Annotated in this window: 16 protein-coding genes; 4 read left to right on the forward strand and 12 right to left on the reverse strand. The window is 61.6% G+C overall.

Features of this window, described 5'->3' with window-relative positions; all coding sequences use genetic code 11:
- From BTN45_RS20880 to wrbA, 4 genes are read right to left on the reverse strand one after another with little or no spacing between them, the layout of a single operon-like run.
- Positions 1-447 (reverse strand): VOC family protein, encoded by a 447-nt coding sequence (locus BTN45_RS20880; protein ID WP_109989448.1) that lies wholly within the window; start codon positions 445-447, stop codon positions 1-3.
- On the reverse strand, positions 444-833 hold the full coding sequence (locus tag BTN45_RS20885) for a VOC family protein (protein WP_109989447.1): 390 nt from the start codon (positions 831-833) through the stop codon (positions 444-446). The genes BTN45_RS20880 and BTN45_RS20885 overlap by 4 nt, the downstream gene beginning before the upstream one ends.
- Positions 833-2,053 (reverse strand): MFS transporter, encoded by a 1,221-nt coding sequence (locus BTN45_RS20890; RefSeq protein ID WP_139976375.1) that lies wholly within the window; start codon positions 2,051-2,053, stop codon positions 833-835. Before BTN45_RS20890 ends, BTN45_RS20885 begins: the two co-directional genes overlap by 1 nt.
- Entirely contained in the window at positions 2,053-2,679 is a 627-nt protein-coding gene (wrbA, locus tag BTN45_RS20895) for an NAD(P)H:quinone oxidoreductase (RefSeq protein ID WP_207590846.1), read from the reverse strand. Before wrbA ends, BTN45_RS20890 begins: the two co-directional genes overlap by 1 nt.
- A 101-nt stretch (positions 2,680-2,780) precedes the next feature.
- On the opposite strand from wrbA, the gene BTN45_RS20900 reads away from it, so the two are divergent.
- Positions 2,781-3,701: a LysR family transcriptional regulator gene (locus tag BTN45_RS20900; RefSeq protein ID WP_207590847.1), complete on the forward strand. Its 921-nt coding sequence runs from the start codon at positions 2,781-2,783 to the stop codon at positions 3,699-3,701.
- 202 nt (positions 3,702-3,903) lie between these two features.
- On the opposite strand, the gene BTN45_RS20905 is transcribed toward BTN45_RS20900, so the two are convergent.
- Positions 3,904-4,878: a LysR family transcriptional regulator gene (locus BTN45_RS20905; RefSeq protein WP_246751716.1), complete on the reverse strand. Its 975-nt coding sequence runs from the start codon at positions 4,876-4,878 to the stop codon at positions 3,904-3,906.
- A 94-nt stretch (positions 4,879-4,972) separates the two neighbouring features.
- Between BTN45_RS20905 and gstA the strand changes: the two genes are divergently transcribed.
- A complete protein-coding gene (gene gstA / locus BTN45_RS20910; RefSeq protein WP_139976372.1) occupies positions 4,973-5,599 on the forward strand; it encodes a glutathione transferase GstA in 627 nt (208 codons plus the stop codon).
- A gap of 25 nt (positions 5,600-5,624) precedes the next feature.
- A complete protein-coding gene (locus BTN45_RS20915; protein ID WP_207590848.1) occupies positions 5,625-5,954 on the forward strand; it encodes a multidrug efflux SMR transporter in 330 nt (109 codons plus the stop codon).
- A 454-nt stretch (positions 5,955-6,408) separates the two neighbouring features.
- Here the strand turns inward: BTN45_RS20915 and BTN45_RS20920 are convergent, their stop codons facing one another.
- From BTN45_RS20920 to BTN45_RS20930, 3 genes are read right to left on the reverse strand one after another with little or no spacing between them, the layout of a single operon-like run.
- Positions 6,409-6,894 (reverse strand): nucleoside deaminase, encoded by a 486-nt coding sequence (locus BTN45_RS20920; RefSeq protein ID WP_207590849.1) that lies wholly within the window; start codon positions 6,892-6,894, stop codon positions 6,409-6,411.
- Positions 6,894-7,268: an SMR family transporter gene (locus BTN45_RS20925; protein WP_207590850.1), complete on the reverse strand. Its 375-nt coding sequence runs from the start codon at positions 7,266-7,268 to the stop codon at positions 6,894-6,896. Before BTN45_RS20925 ends, BTN45_RS20920 begins: the two co-directional genes overlap by 1 nt.
- Positions 7,269-7,316: 48 nt before the next feature.
- On the reverse strand, positions 7,317-7,637 hold the full coding sequence (locus BTN45_RS20930; RefSeq protein WP_207590851.1) for a multidrug efflux SMR transporter: 321 nt from the start codon (positions 7,635-7,637) through the stop codon (positions 7,317-7,319).
- 135 nt (positions 7,638-7,772) lie between these two features.
- Here BTN45_RS20930 and BTN45_RS26660 point away from each other — a divergent pair, with 135 nt between their 5' ends.
- Complete coding sequence (locus tag BTN45_RS26660; RefSeq protein ID WP_207590853.1) at positions 7,773-8,654, forward strand: LysR substrate-binding domain-containing protein; 882 nt, start codon at positions 7,773-7,775, stop codon at positions 8,652-8,654.
- Between the two features lie 88 nt (positions 8,655-8,742).
- Here BTN45_RS26660 and BTN45_RS20940 read toward each other — a convergent pair whose 3' ends face one another.
- The 4 genes from BTN45_RS20940 to BTN45_RS20955 all read right to left on the reverse strand — a co-directional run bounded on the left by BTN45_RS20940 (position 8,743) and on the right by BTN45_RS20955 (position 12,775).
- Positions 8,743-9,633, reverse strand: coding sequence for a LysR family transcriptional regulator (locus tag BTN45_RS20940; RefSeq protein ID WP_151558457.1), 891 nt, complete (start codon positions 9,631-9,633; stop codon positions 8,743-8,745).
- A gap of 81 nt (positions 9,634-9,714) precedes the next feature.
- Positions 9,715-10,020, reverse strand: a complete 306-nt coding sequence (locus tag BTN45_RS20945) for a hypothetical protein (protein ID WP_246751717.1) — start codon at positions 10,018-10,020, stop codon at positions 9,715-9,717.
- 131 nt (positions 10,021-10,151) lie between these two features.
- Positions 10,152-10,616 carry a nuclear transport factor 2 family protein gene (locus tag BTN45_RS20950; RefSeq protein WP_109989436.1) on the reverse strand — a complete coding sequence of 155 codons (465 nt, stop codon included), beginning with the start codon at positions 10,614-10,616 and terminating at the stop codon, positions 10,152-10,154.
- 101 nt (positions 10,617-10,717) lie between these two features.
- Positions 10,718-12,775, reverse strand: coding sequence for a pyridoxamine 5'-phosphate oxidase family protein (locus BTN45_RS20955; protein WP_207590855.1), 2,058 nt, complete (start codon positions 12,773-12,775; stop codon positions 10,718-10,720).
- Positions 12,776-12,782 lie beyond the last annotated feature (7 nt).

A 12,782-nucleotide genomic window follows, 5' to 3' on the forward strand; every position in this document is an offset into this window, starting at 1 on the left:
CTAGAAGGTTCGCCAGATACCCGGCGTCCCCAGTTCGATCAGGTGATCGTCGGGATCACGAAAGTAGATACTGGTTCCGCCCAGTTCCCAGTGCATCCGCGCTTCGATCACGATGCCCTGCGCCTCCAGATGGTTTTCCCAGCCGGGCAATGCATCCGGGTCGATGGCAAAGCAAAAATGGGACGGTCCGGTGCCGTCGTGATAGGGAATGGTCCCACCCGGCAGTACCAGGTCAACGAGCGTTGCGCCGCGCTTGAACAGCAGCAGAACAGTTGCGTTCCCGGCGTCATAGGCGACGACGCGTTCGTTGCACACCAGATCGGGAAAGCCGAAAACGCGGTCATAAAACTGCGCAGCGCGCGCGACGTCCTGCACGTAGATGGCGGTTTCCAGGATCTGCCGAACTTTCGGCCTCTGCGAGAGAGGCTTTCCGCGATCATCGGTCATGGGTTCCAGCCGCCGCTACCGTAGGGACGGGTTATCACTTCGAGCAGATGCCCGTTGAGATCGTTGAAATAGAGCCCGTGGCCGCCATCGTGGTTGTTCATCCCCGGCTTCCGCCGTTGGGGATCGGCCCAGTAAGGCAAGCTCCGCTTGTCGAGCCGGTCATGCAAAGCGTCGAAACTCGTGTCATCGACGAGGAACGCGTAATGCTGCGGAACGACGGCATGGCCCACATCCATATAGTCGAGGTTGACGCCATTGTCGGTGGTGACCATCCAGAATGGCCCCCATCTGCGCGGCGGCTGGAGCCCAAGCATTTCAGCCAGAAACAGGGCAGAGCCGTGTGCGTCTTGCGTCGCCAGGATCGTGTGGTTGAATTCGATGCTCATCAGTGCTCTCCCATCCCGAAGCTTACCCGCTGTGCCCCGACCCGCCTGAGCGTCGAGGCCACCACGAGCACGGCGATCACCGCCGTGCCCGCCACGATGTAGGCGGCTGAATACCAGCCGAACCGATCCAGTGCGCCGCCGATGGCTGTCGGGCCAAGAATCTGACCGAGATTGCTGCCTTGAATGATCAGACCCAGAACGACCGGAACCAACCCTGCCGCTGGCGCCACGAGTGGCGCGGAGGACAGCAGGATCGCCGGGATCACACCGCCGACAGTCGAGAACAACAGGCACAGGCCGAAGGCCGCACCGTCCGGCAGCACGGGGAGAAAGATCCCGAAGCTGGTCAGTCCCATAACGAGGCACGCGGTGATCAGGAGCGCCGGGCGGCTAAAGCCCCTGGAGAGGAGCAGACCCGCCGTCAGATTGCCGATGACGTTCACGGCCGAGGCCAGTGCGCTGAGCAGTCCTGCCGTCTGGTGCGTCACCTGTAACCGCTCCATCAGCAGCACCGGCAGGAAGCTGAAGACCGCGAAGAACATCATGCTGTAAAGCGCAATGGTGATCGCCAACCCCACAGCGCCCCGGTCGCGTGCCACGGTCATGCTGTCGCGGCGCAAGCTGTTCCAGGACATGATCTGGCCTTGCCCGCCGGCCGGAATGACAAGTGGAACGGCGATGCAGATGGCCAGCGCCAGCGCGCCGCTCGCCCACCACATTGTCCGCCAGTCCTCGAAGAACGGCCCCACCAGCATCGCCGCCGCCATGCCGATTGGCATGAAGCAGCTCCAGAGGGCGAAGGCCAGATCACGATCAGCAGGTCGCGTAACCTCCTGGAGCAATGAAGGCGCCGCGACCGTCACCAGTAGGAAACCCGCCCCTTCGATAATGCGGCCGGTAAACAGGCTGGGCAGTCCCGGTACCGCCGCGCCAAGGGCCGCGCCGGCTGTCGTGACCAAAAGCCCGATGATGAGGATGCGCCGTGCACCGAAACGCGCGACAAACGCCCCGGTCGGAATGCCGCCGACAAGGCCGATGAGCGCAAATATTCCAGTCAGCCAGCCGATCGCCGTCAGCCCGATTCCAAAATCGTTCTGCAACAGGGGCGCTGCAATCGCCGCCTTGCCAACCTGCAAGGCGGCTGCAATCCCGCTGCCGACGATGACGAACACGGCGGTCCAGTGCGTAGACACTGCTTTCGTTGTTGATGGCGTGTCCATCACGAGCCCCTTGCCGCGTACCCGGCCACGAGGGCGGCCGCGATCCCGGCGACATGGCGACCCTGGAAGCGCGCGCCCTCCAGCTCGTTTTCACTGACCTCACGGTGCCCTCCCTGACCATCATCGGCCAGCGTCGATGCACCATAGGGCGAGCAGCCGGTGATTTCGTCCATCCGCATCTGGCCCTTGAAGCTGTAGGGCAAGCCGACAATGATCATGCCGAGGTGGAACAGAACGGTCTGGGTGGACAGAATCGTTGTTTCCTGCCCGCCATGCTGGCTGCCGGTCGAGGTGAAGACGCTGCCTACTTTTCCGACCAGCTTGTCCTCGAACCAGAGCCCGCCGGTCTGGTCGAGAAAGTTCTTCATCTGGGACGCCATATTGCCGAAGCGGGTCGGCGTTCCGATGATGATGGCGTCATAATCCGCGAGTTCGGCCACCGTTGCGACGGGCGCGGACTGGTCGTCCTTGTATCCGGACTTTGCAGCAACCGCTTCGGGAACAAGCTCAGGCACCCGCCTGATCGCCACCGTCGCACCCGCCTCACGCGCGCCATTAGCCACGGCCGAAGCCATCGTCTCGATATGCCCGTAAGAGGAATAGTAAAGCACCAGCACCTTCGTCATCTCGTTGACCTCTCATTGATTTCATTGAGCGAAAGGTTGCATGAAATGGATGAGCGAAATAAGTGATATAAAAATGATATAGACGATCACAAGGAAAGATCATGCTGGATGCCCTTACACTCGATCAGATCCGGACTTTCGTAACAATTGCCGACAGCGGCAGCTTCCGCTCCGCAGCCCAGAAGCTTTCGCGCGTCCAATCGGGCGTCAGCGCCACCATCGCCAACCTCGAAGCCGCACTCGGCGTGGCGCTATTCGACCGTTCCGGGTACAAGCCGGCCTTGACACCGCAGGGGAAGGTATTGCTCGGCAACGCACGCGACATCATTCTGCGCGTGGACGTATTGCGCGCCCAGGCGCGCGGCTTTGCGCATGGCGTCGAGACGGAACTCGCGATTTCTGTCGACACGCTCTTTCCCATGCAGGAGGTCGCACGCGCGATCTCACTGATGCGACTCGAATACCCCGCCGTCGCCGTTCGGGTATGGTCAGAGGCTATGGGTGGTCCGCTCGATGCGCTCAGGAAGAGCCGTTGTACACTTGCCGTGATGGTCGGAGAAGATTTCCGCGACCCGCGCATAAAGTTCGAGCCGCTGATATCCATCAGCCAGGTTGCGGTCGTCGCTTCGAGCCATCCGCTGGCCCTCCGCCATGCGGGCCATCCGCTGGAGCTGATGGATGTTGCCGATCATCTCCAGATCGTTCTGGCCGATCCGTCCGACATATCGGCGGGCCGAGACTTCGGAGTCGTTTCGTCACAGACCTGCCGCGTCAACACGCAGGATACCAAGCACCATCTCATCCTGGGGAGAGCAGGCTGGGGGCGGCTCCCTTATTGGCTCGTTGAACGGGATTTGGAACAGGGAACGCTCGTGCGCCTCAACGTCAGCGCCTTGGGCCGCAATGGGGAGATTAAATCCAGCGCTTATGTCGCCCACCGTCGGGACGAGGCACTTGGGCCCGCAGCGCAGAAACTTGCCGATCTGTTGACCAGCCAGGAATATGGTGATCAGGGTGCTTAAGGACCTCCATTTTAAGGTTCTCACATCCTGATCCAATGTATGCGTCCGACCTCCGCTCCGGCGGGGGCGTTCGTCTTTGTTTCAGCGCTCATGCGGCTAGCGATGCCAACCGCTCCACGCTCTGCCTGAAGACAGGGCACCAGACATCGGCAGTACGATCATATACGTCGGGACCGATCGGAATTCTGCCGTTTCCAGGACATCAGGTAGCGATAGCGCGGCCCATTGCATACGAGTTGGCCGCACCCTCAAACAATTCCCGCTCGCGCGCCAACCCTTCGCCGACGAGATCGAAGAAGGCCCGCACGCGCGCCGTCCCCTTGAGATCGGCATGGGTGACGATCCAGAGTTCGCCGCTCAATTCGGCGACCGGCTCCGGCACGGCTCTTGTCACACCGGCCTCGCTGTCGCCAAGATAACAGGGCAGCAGCGCCAGTCCGATGCCGGCCTTCGCTGCGACGAGCTGGTTGACAAGGCTGTTCGTGCGATAAACGAACGCCTCCGAGGGGGCTGCCTGCGAAAGCCAGTCGGCCGCGGCGATGCCCGAGGCAGGTTCCTCCCAGCCGATAAGTGCATGGCGATCCACGTCGCTGGCGGTTGAGAGCGGGCCACCGTTGGCGTCGAGATAGGTCGCGTTGGCATAGAGCGCCCAGGCGATGCGCGACAGCTTGCGCCCCCAGAGATCGCCTTCCTTCGGACGGATCGGCCGCAACGCGATGTCGGCCTCGCGGCGCGAAAGGCTGAGCACGCGATTGTCGATCGCCAGTTCCACGACGATGCCGGGATGGGCGTGCCGGAACGCAGCGAGATGCGTTGTCAATCGGCTGTAGGCCAGCGTCTCGGATGACGTGACCTTCAGGCGTCCGCACAGACGACGATCACGGCCCGAGATGTCTCGGTCGAGCGCCAGCGCCTCGTCCTCCATGCGCTCGGCGCCGGCAGCCATGCGCGCGCCTGCCTCGGTCGTCTGATAAGCGCCGGCCGGAAGCCGCTCGAACAGCCGCACGCCGAGCCGTTCCTCCAGCGCTTTCAGGCGGCGGAAGGCGGTGGAGTGGTCGATGCCGAGCGCTAGCGCCGCCGCCGTCAGGCTGCCGGCGCGCTGAACCGCCAGCACGAGCCTGACTTCGTTCCAATCGTCCATGCTGACAGGAATAGCATCTTCTTCGCTTGCAGTCACGCAAGCGCCGCTGGCGAAATGCCAATGAGCCTTGCGCTTCCGCTGGCGCTAGATTGGCTTCGACATCAGGCTACAAGCTTCAGGAGATTGGACCATGAAACTCTACTACGCCACCGGCACCTGCTCGCTCTCGCCGCATATCGTGGCGTGCGAAGCCAGTGTCCCGCTCGATCTGGAGCGTGTGGACATCAGGAAATCGCCGCATGTCACTGGAAATGGTGACGACTATACGGCCGTGAACCCGAGCGGCTACGTGCCGGCGCTGGTCCTCGACGACGGTTCGGTGCTGACGGAGGGCGTCGCAATCGTCCAATATCTCGCCGACCTCAGGCCCGGCTCCGGGCTCGCCCCCGCCGCTGGCACGTCGGAGCGCGTGGCGCTGCAATCCTGGCTTAATTTCATCGCCACCGAACTCCACAAGATGTTCAGCCCGTGGCTGTTCCACCCGGAATATGGCGTGCAGGCGCAGGAGGTCGCGCGTGCCAAGATTGCCCAGCGGCTGGCCCATGTTGAGCGTCATCTGGCGGCAGCCGGCCCCTTCCTGCTCGGCGAAACCTTCACCGCCGCCGACGCCTACTTGTTCACCATTGTCGGATGGTCGGATTTCGCCAAGGTCGATCTTGCCGCCTTCCCGCATCTGCGCAATTTCCAGGCTCGGGTCGGGGAACGTCCCGCCGTACGGGAGGCGATGCACGCCGAAGGCATGAAGGTGGCGTCGTGATGGCAGAACCGCTGGCGATGCAATGATGAGCCAGGGTCTTGCATGGCTGCTGCTGATCATCGCCGGCTTTCTCGACGTGGCCTGGGCGATCTCGATGAAATATGCCGAAGGCTACACACGCCCCGGCTGGACGATCCTGTCTCTCGCGTTACTCGCCGCCTTCGTCTATCTGCTCGGCCGGGTGCTGGAGGTTCTGCCGGTCGGCACCGCCTATGCGATATGGACCGGCATCGGCGCAGCCGGAACGGTGCTGCTCGGCATCGCGCTGTTCGGCGAGACGATCAACCTGATGCGGCTCGGCGGCGTTGCGCTGATCGTTGTCGGCATCGTGGCGCTCAAGCTCGCGCCAGCATAGTGAGCGGAGAAAGCCCCATCAGGCCCGATCGGATCATTGTCCCGCGCCGCCGCGAGGATAACCATCAAGACCCCTGGACGGCTTTCAACGTCATTCGGGAGAATCTTGTCCGAGGCGGTTTGCTGGGGCGGCGGCTGGCGTCGGATGGTCGCATTCGCCGCACGCAAGCGCGATCCATAAATGGCATTGATCAGAATGTCGGCCTTAATCGCGCGCTTTGGACGCTAGCCGCAGGCATGCAGCGTTTGAAAAAGGGATGACTGATCGGGACAAGGCCGCCGCCGCTGCGGCCTTGTCGTCTGTCTTAAGACGAAAAGCGACTCGCCGACTCCGCCCGGCCGCAAGACAAGGCAAAGCGTTGTGAGGAATAGCTGCCAATACCAGGCGATGGGCACGTCTCTTGCTGTCAGGATCAGAGGTTTCGTCCGAAGGCTGAGTTCGCAAAGCCGCGATCCTATAGAGCCCGCCGTTCGGGATGAAACGCCAGAAAAGGCTTCAATCCCGTCGATACAGCAAGCTTGCTCACGTTAGGCGATTGCCATGTTTGAGGGTCATCGGCGAAAAGACGATAGCTGCCGCGATAATCGAAGCCATGCGCAGCGGCCTCGTCACGGTCGACAGCAAAGAAGACTTGCGAAATGCCTGCACTACGCGCGCTGATGTAGCACATCGCGCAGGGCTCTCCCGACGCGAGCAGCGTCGCTCCGGTCAGATGGGTCGTGCCGTGCGTGCGACAGGAATCACGTATCGCCTCGACCTCGGCATGAGCGGTGGGATCGTGATGGGCCCGCACACGGTTGACCCCGCGCCCGAGGATATGGCCGTGGCCGTCGACGACGAAGGCGGTGAATGGAATGCCGCCTTCGTGGACATGCTCGATGGAGAAGGCGACGGCCTCCTCCATGAGCTGCGTCAGGCGGGATGAAGCGCCGGCGACCATCAGGATGCCCCCTGGAGCTTCGGACTGTCGGAGAGCTTCAACCAGACGACGCCGGCGATGATCACCGCGAGCCAGAATGCCTGCATCAGCGTCAGGGGCTGGTCGAGAAGGACGGTGCCTGCCGCGGCCGCGCCGACGGAGCCGATGCCTGCCCATACAGCGTAGCCGATTCCGATGTCGATGGTCCGCAGCGCAGCGCTGAGGAAATAGAGCGTCAGCAGGAAGAAAAGCAGTGCGGCGATTGACCAGCCCAGCACCGTGAAGGCCTGGCTGCCTCCGACGCTGATCGCATAGCCAATCTCGAAGGCACTCGCGAGCATCAACATGGCCCAGGCGCGTCCGCTGCTTTGCGGTTGTTCGATTGCATTTGTCATTTCGGTTTCCTTTCAGATTGGGAGTGATTGATGGAGGAAAATTGAGCGTTATGCCGCGCCGCTAAGGCGCAGGCCGACGACCCCGCCGATGACGAGGGCGATCCCAAGCAGCTTCTTCACGTTCAGTTGCTGGCCGAAGAACAGCGCGCCAAGGATGACAATGCCGACGCCCGCGACCGAGGTCCAGATGGCGTAACCAACGCCAACATCGAAGGTGAGCAGCGCGAGACTGAGGAAGAAGGTGGCGATTGCGCCGCTGACGAGAGTTACGGCGGTCCACCCGATATGCGTGAAACCTTTCGCCTTCCCGGCACTGATAGCAACGGAGATTTCAAAGATTACGGCAGCTCCAAGATAAAGCCAGCTCATCGATTTTCCTTTCATTGATGGTTGGGTCTGCCGTTGGAATTATCAGGCGTGGAAAACGCTGGCCAAAGCGTATATCTCAGGGGTTGGATGAATCAGATTCATCATGGACAATGATCAGCCTCGGGAGGTCTATAGTTGCGAAAGCTTCCACCGCTCCACGGCCTGCGAGCCTTCGAGGCAGCGGCCCGGCATCTGCATTTCTCAGCTGCGGCCGAGGAGCTGCATCTGACACCGACGGCTATCAGCCATCAGGTGCGACAACTGGAGGAGATTCTCGGCGTCGAGCTATTTCGGCGCTATCCGCGCCCGGTGCGCCTTACACCTGCGGGCGAACAACTTTTTCCGGTGCTCAGGGACTCCCTCGATCGAATCGCAACGGCCATTGAGCAGTTGTCAGACCGTCAGGATGGCCCGCTGCACCTTTCGGTCACAATGGCTTTTGCCAGCCGGTGGTTGATGCCTCGTCTGCCGCAACTGCGCGAAGAGACAGGATTGAGCGTTGCCATCGAGGCGGATGACCGCGTCGCGGATTTGCACGCCTCGGGCATCGACATGGCGATACGCTATGCCGAGCGCCCCGGCGCTGATGCCGAATGGCATCGGCTGTTTCCTGACCGCCTCGTGCCGGTTTGCGCTCCCGCCCTTCTGCCGGGCACGGAGCTGCTTTCGCCGGATCAAGTCCTCGCCCTCCCGTTACTGCACTATCGCTGGAGATCGGGAGTGGCCAATGCGCCGAGCTGGGAGCGGTGGCAGGCCCATGCACGGGCAGACGGCGCTTCACCGAAAATCAGCCAGACATTTTCCGAAGAAGTCCACGCTTTGGACGCCGCTCTGGCAGGTCAGGGAGCCGTGCTCGCCTCGGAACATCTCGTCGGAGATCAATTGAAGATAGGCGCGCTCCTGCGGCTGTCGGACATCGCCTTGCCGGGGCCAACCTACTGGGCGGTCTTCCTCACGAGCCATCCGGCAAAAGAACGGCTCACGACGCTGTTGGACTGGTTTCGGAAACAAACCTGACGGTCACAGATGCAGATCGTCGTACCGTCGCACCCGCTAGGTCGGCTCAAGCCTGAGAGGTCACGGACTGAAGTCTTCGCAAGAGGAATCAGTTGAGGAAACGGTTCTCACGAAGGACTGCTTTAGCGATACCCACGAACGCGCGAACCTTGGCGGAGGCGGACCTGCCCTCTGGATGCAGGATATGGATGGGCATCGGCGGCTCTTCATACTCGCTGAGTACGATCTGCAGATCTCCTGCCATAAGTGCCGGTCCGATCTGGTAGTGGAGAACTCTCGTCAGCCCCCGGCCTTGTCGTGCGAACGTGATCGCCGCTTCGTTGGTATTGCATTGGAGGGTGGCATCGATTGTCACGCGCTGTTCGTTGGCGAACCGCCATTCAGGCGAGGCCCAGGCGCCTGTCGAGACGGCGATGCGGTGATCCTTGAGGTCCGCTGGAGTATTCGGAATGCCATAACGCTCGAAATAGTCCGGCGATCCGCAGATAACACGCCGGACAGTGCCGACCTTTATGGACGAAAGACCCGAGTCCGGGAGACGGCCGATACGGACGGCTACATCGATCCCTTCATCGATAATATTGACGGGGCGATCAACGAAAAGGGTCTTGGCCTTCATTGCGGGATAAGCGTCGAGATATTGTATCACTATCGGAAGCACATGCATTTGGCCAAACAACACTGAAGCGGTCAGGGAAAGCGTTCCCGTCGGCGTGGCATCGGAGCCTCCCGCTGCGGCCTCTGCTTCAGCGATGTCCGCAAGAATCCGGCGGCAATCCTCGAAATAGCGTGACCCTGTCTCGGTCATCTTTACCGAGCGCGTCGTTCGTACGAACAGACGCGCTCCGATGAGATCCTCGAGTGAAGCGACGGCGCGTGTCACTGCAGGTGCGCTCATATTCAAGTGTCGGGCAGTTTCTGCAAAACTCTCGGTTTCGGCGACCTTCACGAATATTCGCATTGCTTGCCAACGATCCAACTGCTTACCTCCCAGCGCTGGAGACAATGGTAGGGATGTCGTGGGCAAGGAAGCAAGTCTTCATGAGAAACCGACTGTGGATCAGGAGCTCGACTGCCGGAATGCCGCGGCCATCTTCTCGATTTCCGCGCAGCTTCGCGCGCACAGTCCTGTGCGAAGAGCACGCTGACGGTTTTCTTCACAGACCGCCAGCGCCAGGGCTATCGCCATCGATGTCTTGAGATCGAAGCTGAACCCCCTTCGCGCGACGTCTATCTCTGCTCCCTTCATGCCGATGGCGCGTGCGGATGCTTCCTGTTTCCGAAGCAAGAGAGAGTTGTTGCTCGTCGCAGTGAGCGCGAGTTCCACTGACAGTCGGATGCGCTCGTCCAGCTTGAACCCGGTCATGGTCGATTTCTCCCAAACGTGGACCGTGATCCAGAGCATTTCCGCTTTTCTTTGGATCGCGAAACACGCTAACTCTTATATTAATGCGATTCTCGGACACTAAACCGCTTCGCACTTTTGCTGAAATTGCCTTAAAAGCCGAAGTCGCTCAGGTCAGGGTGACCGTCTGGCCGGCGGCCAAGCGGCCAGCGAAACCTGCGCTCGGCTTCAGTGATCGGACGTTCGTTGATGCTGGCATGGCGGGTTCGCATCAGGCCGTCCTCGGCGAATTCCCAGTTCTCGTTGCCATAGGCGCGGAACCATTGACCGCTGTCATCGCAATACTCATAGGCGTAGCGCACTGCGATCCGGTTTCCTGTGAAGGCCCAGAGCTCCTTGATCAGGCGGTACTCCAGTTCCTTATTCCACTTGCGGGTCAGGAAGGCTTCGGCTTCGGCACGGTTTGTAACGAATTCAACGCGGTTGCGCCACCGCGTGTCCAAGGTATAGGCGAGAGCGACTTTCGCGGGATCGCGGGTATTCCAGCCATCTTCCGCAAGGCGGACCTTTTCGACGGCGCTTTGCTCCGTGAAAGGGGGAAGGGGGGGACGAGACATCTTTTGGCTCCTCTGGTTGTCGAAACGACGTTCTCATATGTTCACAGTCAAGGCGGTCTGAAGCTGAAGATCGAGGTCGGGAATGTGGAGCAGTCCCGCCCTCAGACAGCAAGCTGGATACCGCCCCGGTTCTGGTCTGCAGGGACGGCGCAGCAGAGCAGGATCTCGCCTTCGTCGATCGCCGCGGTGGGCTCCTTCACATAGGTTACCTTGCCCTTGATCAGCTTGGTGCGGCATGTGCCGCAGGTTCCCGCGCGGCAACTGAACTCGGGTTCGAGGCCGCGCGCTTCCGCCAGTTCCAGCAGCGAGCCGGAATCGGGCATCCAGCGCGCCTCCTTCAGCGAGTTCGTGAACACGACAGGCACGGGTCGGGTTGATGGCGGTGGGCGGGCCGGAACCGGCACAGGCGCGGCCGAGTCAGAGTCTCTCTTCAGGGACGAGGGGCCGAACGTCTCGGCATGAATGCGGTCGTCAGCGATATTGTAGCCCCGAAGCCCGTCGTAAAGCGCCTGGGTGAACTGCGGCGGGCCGCAGAGATAGAAGTCGTAGTCGTTGAACGGCAAGTGGCGGGTCAGCAGCGCCATGTCGATCCTGCCGACGGTATCGTAGTCGATGCCCATTTCGGCGCCGTCGGTGTCGCTCAGGACCCGAACAACGCGCATCACGCCTTTCGTCGCGTCGGCAAGTTCGGCTATTTCCTTTTCGAAGGGACGCTCGGCCTTTGAACGCGCGGCATGGAACAGCGTGACGGGACGAACGCGCTGCGTGCGAAGCCCTTCGTAGACAATGTGACGGAGCATCGCGAGCAGTGGCGTAATCCCGACGCCGCCGGCAACGAGCACGGCCGGGCGTGTCGCCCCGGCGTCGATGGTGAAGCCGCCGGCGGGTGCTCGCGCCTCGATTATGTCGCCGACGACAACGCTGTCATGCAGAAACTGCGATACCAGTCCGTTCCGCTTGACACTTATGCGGTAGATGCCGTCCGAGGGCGCGACGGAAAGCGAGTAGGTGCGGATCACGGGCTTTTCGCGGCCTGGCGGCGTCACGCGAATCGGCAGGTGTTGCCCGGCGGCATGCGGCAGAAGTCCCGCGTCATCGCCTGGCTGCAGGTGGAACGAGCGGATCGTTTCGCTTTCCTTGACGATCCTGGTAACAGTCAGCGGGCGCCACTGTCTGGCAAGTTCAGCCGCGCGCAGCCGGTCGGCAGCCTGCGCCCAGTTGCCCGTCATCAGGGTACTTGGGGACCAACCGTCCTTTTGGAAGCCCCAACGCAGAGCCAGGGCATTGGCGCGGCGGACGATCCGCCGGGGCTTGAACGCCCAGAGTCGTTCGGCCCCCTGAAAGGCAGCGATCTCGGGGGAGTCCAGAATGACCTCGGCGTCACCGGTCGTTTGCAGCATATCGCCTGTCGTGAAGTCCACGAAAAGCAGCCCCGCCTTGCCGTTCAGCAGGATGTTGCCGAGCGTCGCGAAGAACAGGTTGCCGTCGAAGTCCGGGATCGTCAGCGTCCCGTCATCCCCGACACGGACGAAACCGGCATTTCCGCCACGATGGGAGACATCCACCTGCCGCCTGTCTTCGCGGTCGACATAGGATGCGACGAAGAAGGCGTCGGCGCTTCTGATCATGGCACGGGCCGGGCCGTCGAATTCGGGAAGGTTCTCTATGGTGCCCGAGAATGCCTGCCCGGGTTCGCGAGTGAATGCGAAATCACGCAGTTGGATATAGCGTGGACAGTTTCCGAAGCTCTGGTCGACATTGACGCGAAAGCCGTCCTCCATCGCGGAAACGAACCCGTTCATGCGATTGCGCCGACGGGTATGCATTTCGATGCCGAGCAGACCGACCGGCTTGCCGTCCGCGATGCCCCCGCTGGCAGGGTCGGTTGCGTCCGTCGGCGCCGCAATGTCGAGCACGGCCGGCGAAGGAGAGGACATGAAGCCGGGACGGCCCTCGACGAAGGTCGCCCATGCGTCATCCCCGGAATCGACGCTGCCGAGCACGATCAAGGGGAGATGGGCGTAGAAGTCGCGATGCTGGTCGGGCATGTAGTCGCGGACGACGCGCTGCCCAACGTCGGCCATGCGTTCGACGACGCCCACCTTCTCCTGAAGGAGCCTTTCGCCTTCGTGCCATGTCGGCAGTGTCTTGTCGCGCATGTCCCGC

The sequence above is a fragment of the Rhizobium sp. ZX09 genome (assembly GCF_017357485.1).
In the GTDB taxonomy this organism is placed as follows: Bacteria; Pseudomonadota; Alphaproteobacteria; order Rhizobiales; family Rhizobiaceae; genus Agrobacterium; species Agrobacterium pusense.

Coding starts and splice junctions, on each gene's coding strand:
- wrbA (WP_207590846.1), bottom strand. CDS start 2,679: ATGACGAAGGTGCTGGTGCTTTACTATTCCTCTTACGGGCATATCGAG.
- BTN45_RS20955 (WP_207590855.1), bottom strand. CDS start 12,775: ATGCGCGACAAGACACTGCCGACATGGCACGAAGGCGAAAGGCTCCTT.
- BTN45_RS20945 (WP_246751717.1), bottom strand. CDS start 10,020: ATGACCGGGTTCAAGCTGGACGAGCGCATCCGACTGTCAGTGGAACTC.
- BTN45_RS20900 (WP_207590847.1), top strand. CDS start 2,781: ATGCTGGATGCCCTTACACTCGATCAGATCCGGACTTTCGTAACAATT.
- BTN45_RS20930 (WP_207590851.1), bottom strand. CDS start 7,637: ATGAGCTGGCTTTATCTTGGAGCTGCCGTAATCTTTGAAATCTCCGTT.
- BTN45_RS20925 (WP_207590850.1), bottom strand. CDS start 7,268: ATGACAAATGCAATCGAACAACCGCAAAGCAGCGGACGCGCCTGGGCC.
- BTN45_RS20920 (WP_207590849.1), bottom strand. CDS start 6,894: ATGGTCGCCGGCGCTTCATCCCGCCTGACGCAGCTCATGGAGGAGGCC.
- BTN45_RS20880 (WP_109989448.1), bottom strand. CDS start 447: ATGACCGATGATCGCGGAAAGCCTCTCTCGCAGAGGCCGAAAGTTCGG.
- BTN45_RS20890 (WP_139976375.1), bottom strand. CDS start 2,053: ATGGACACGCCATCAACAACGAAAGCAGTGTCTACGCACTGGACCGCC.
- BTN45_RS20915 (WP_207590848.1), top strand. CDS start 5,625: ATGAGCCAGGGTCTTGCATGGCTGCTGCTGATCATCGCCGGCTTTCTC.
- BTN45_RS20950 (WP_109989436.1), bottom strand. CDS start 10,616: ATGTCTCGTCCCCCCCTTCCCCCTTTCACGGAGCAAAGCGCCGTCGAA.
- gstA (WP_139976372.1), top strand. CDS start 4,973: ATGAAACTCTACTACGCCACCGGCACCTGCTCGCTCTCGCCGCATATC.
- BTN45_RS20885 (WP_109989447.1), bottom strand. CDS start 833: ATGAGCATCGAATTCAACCACACGATCCTGGCGACGCAAGACGCACAC.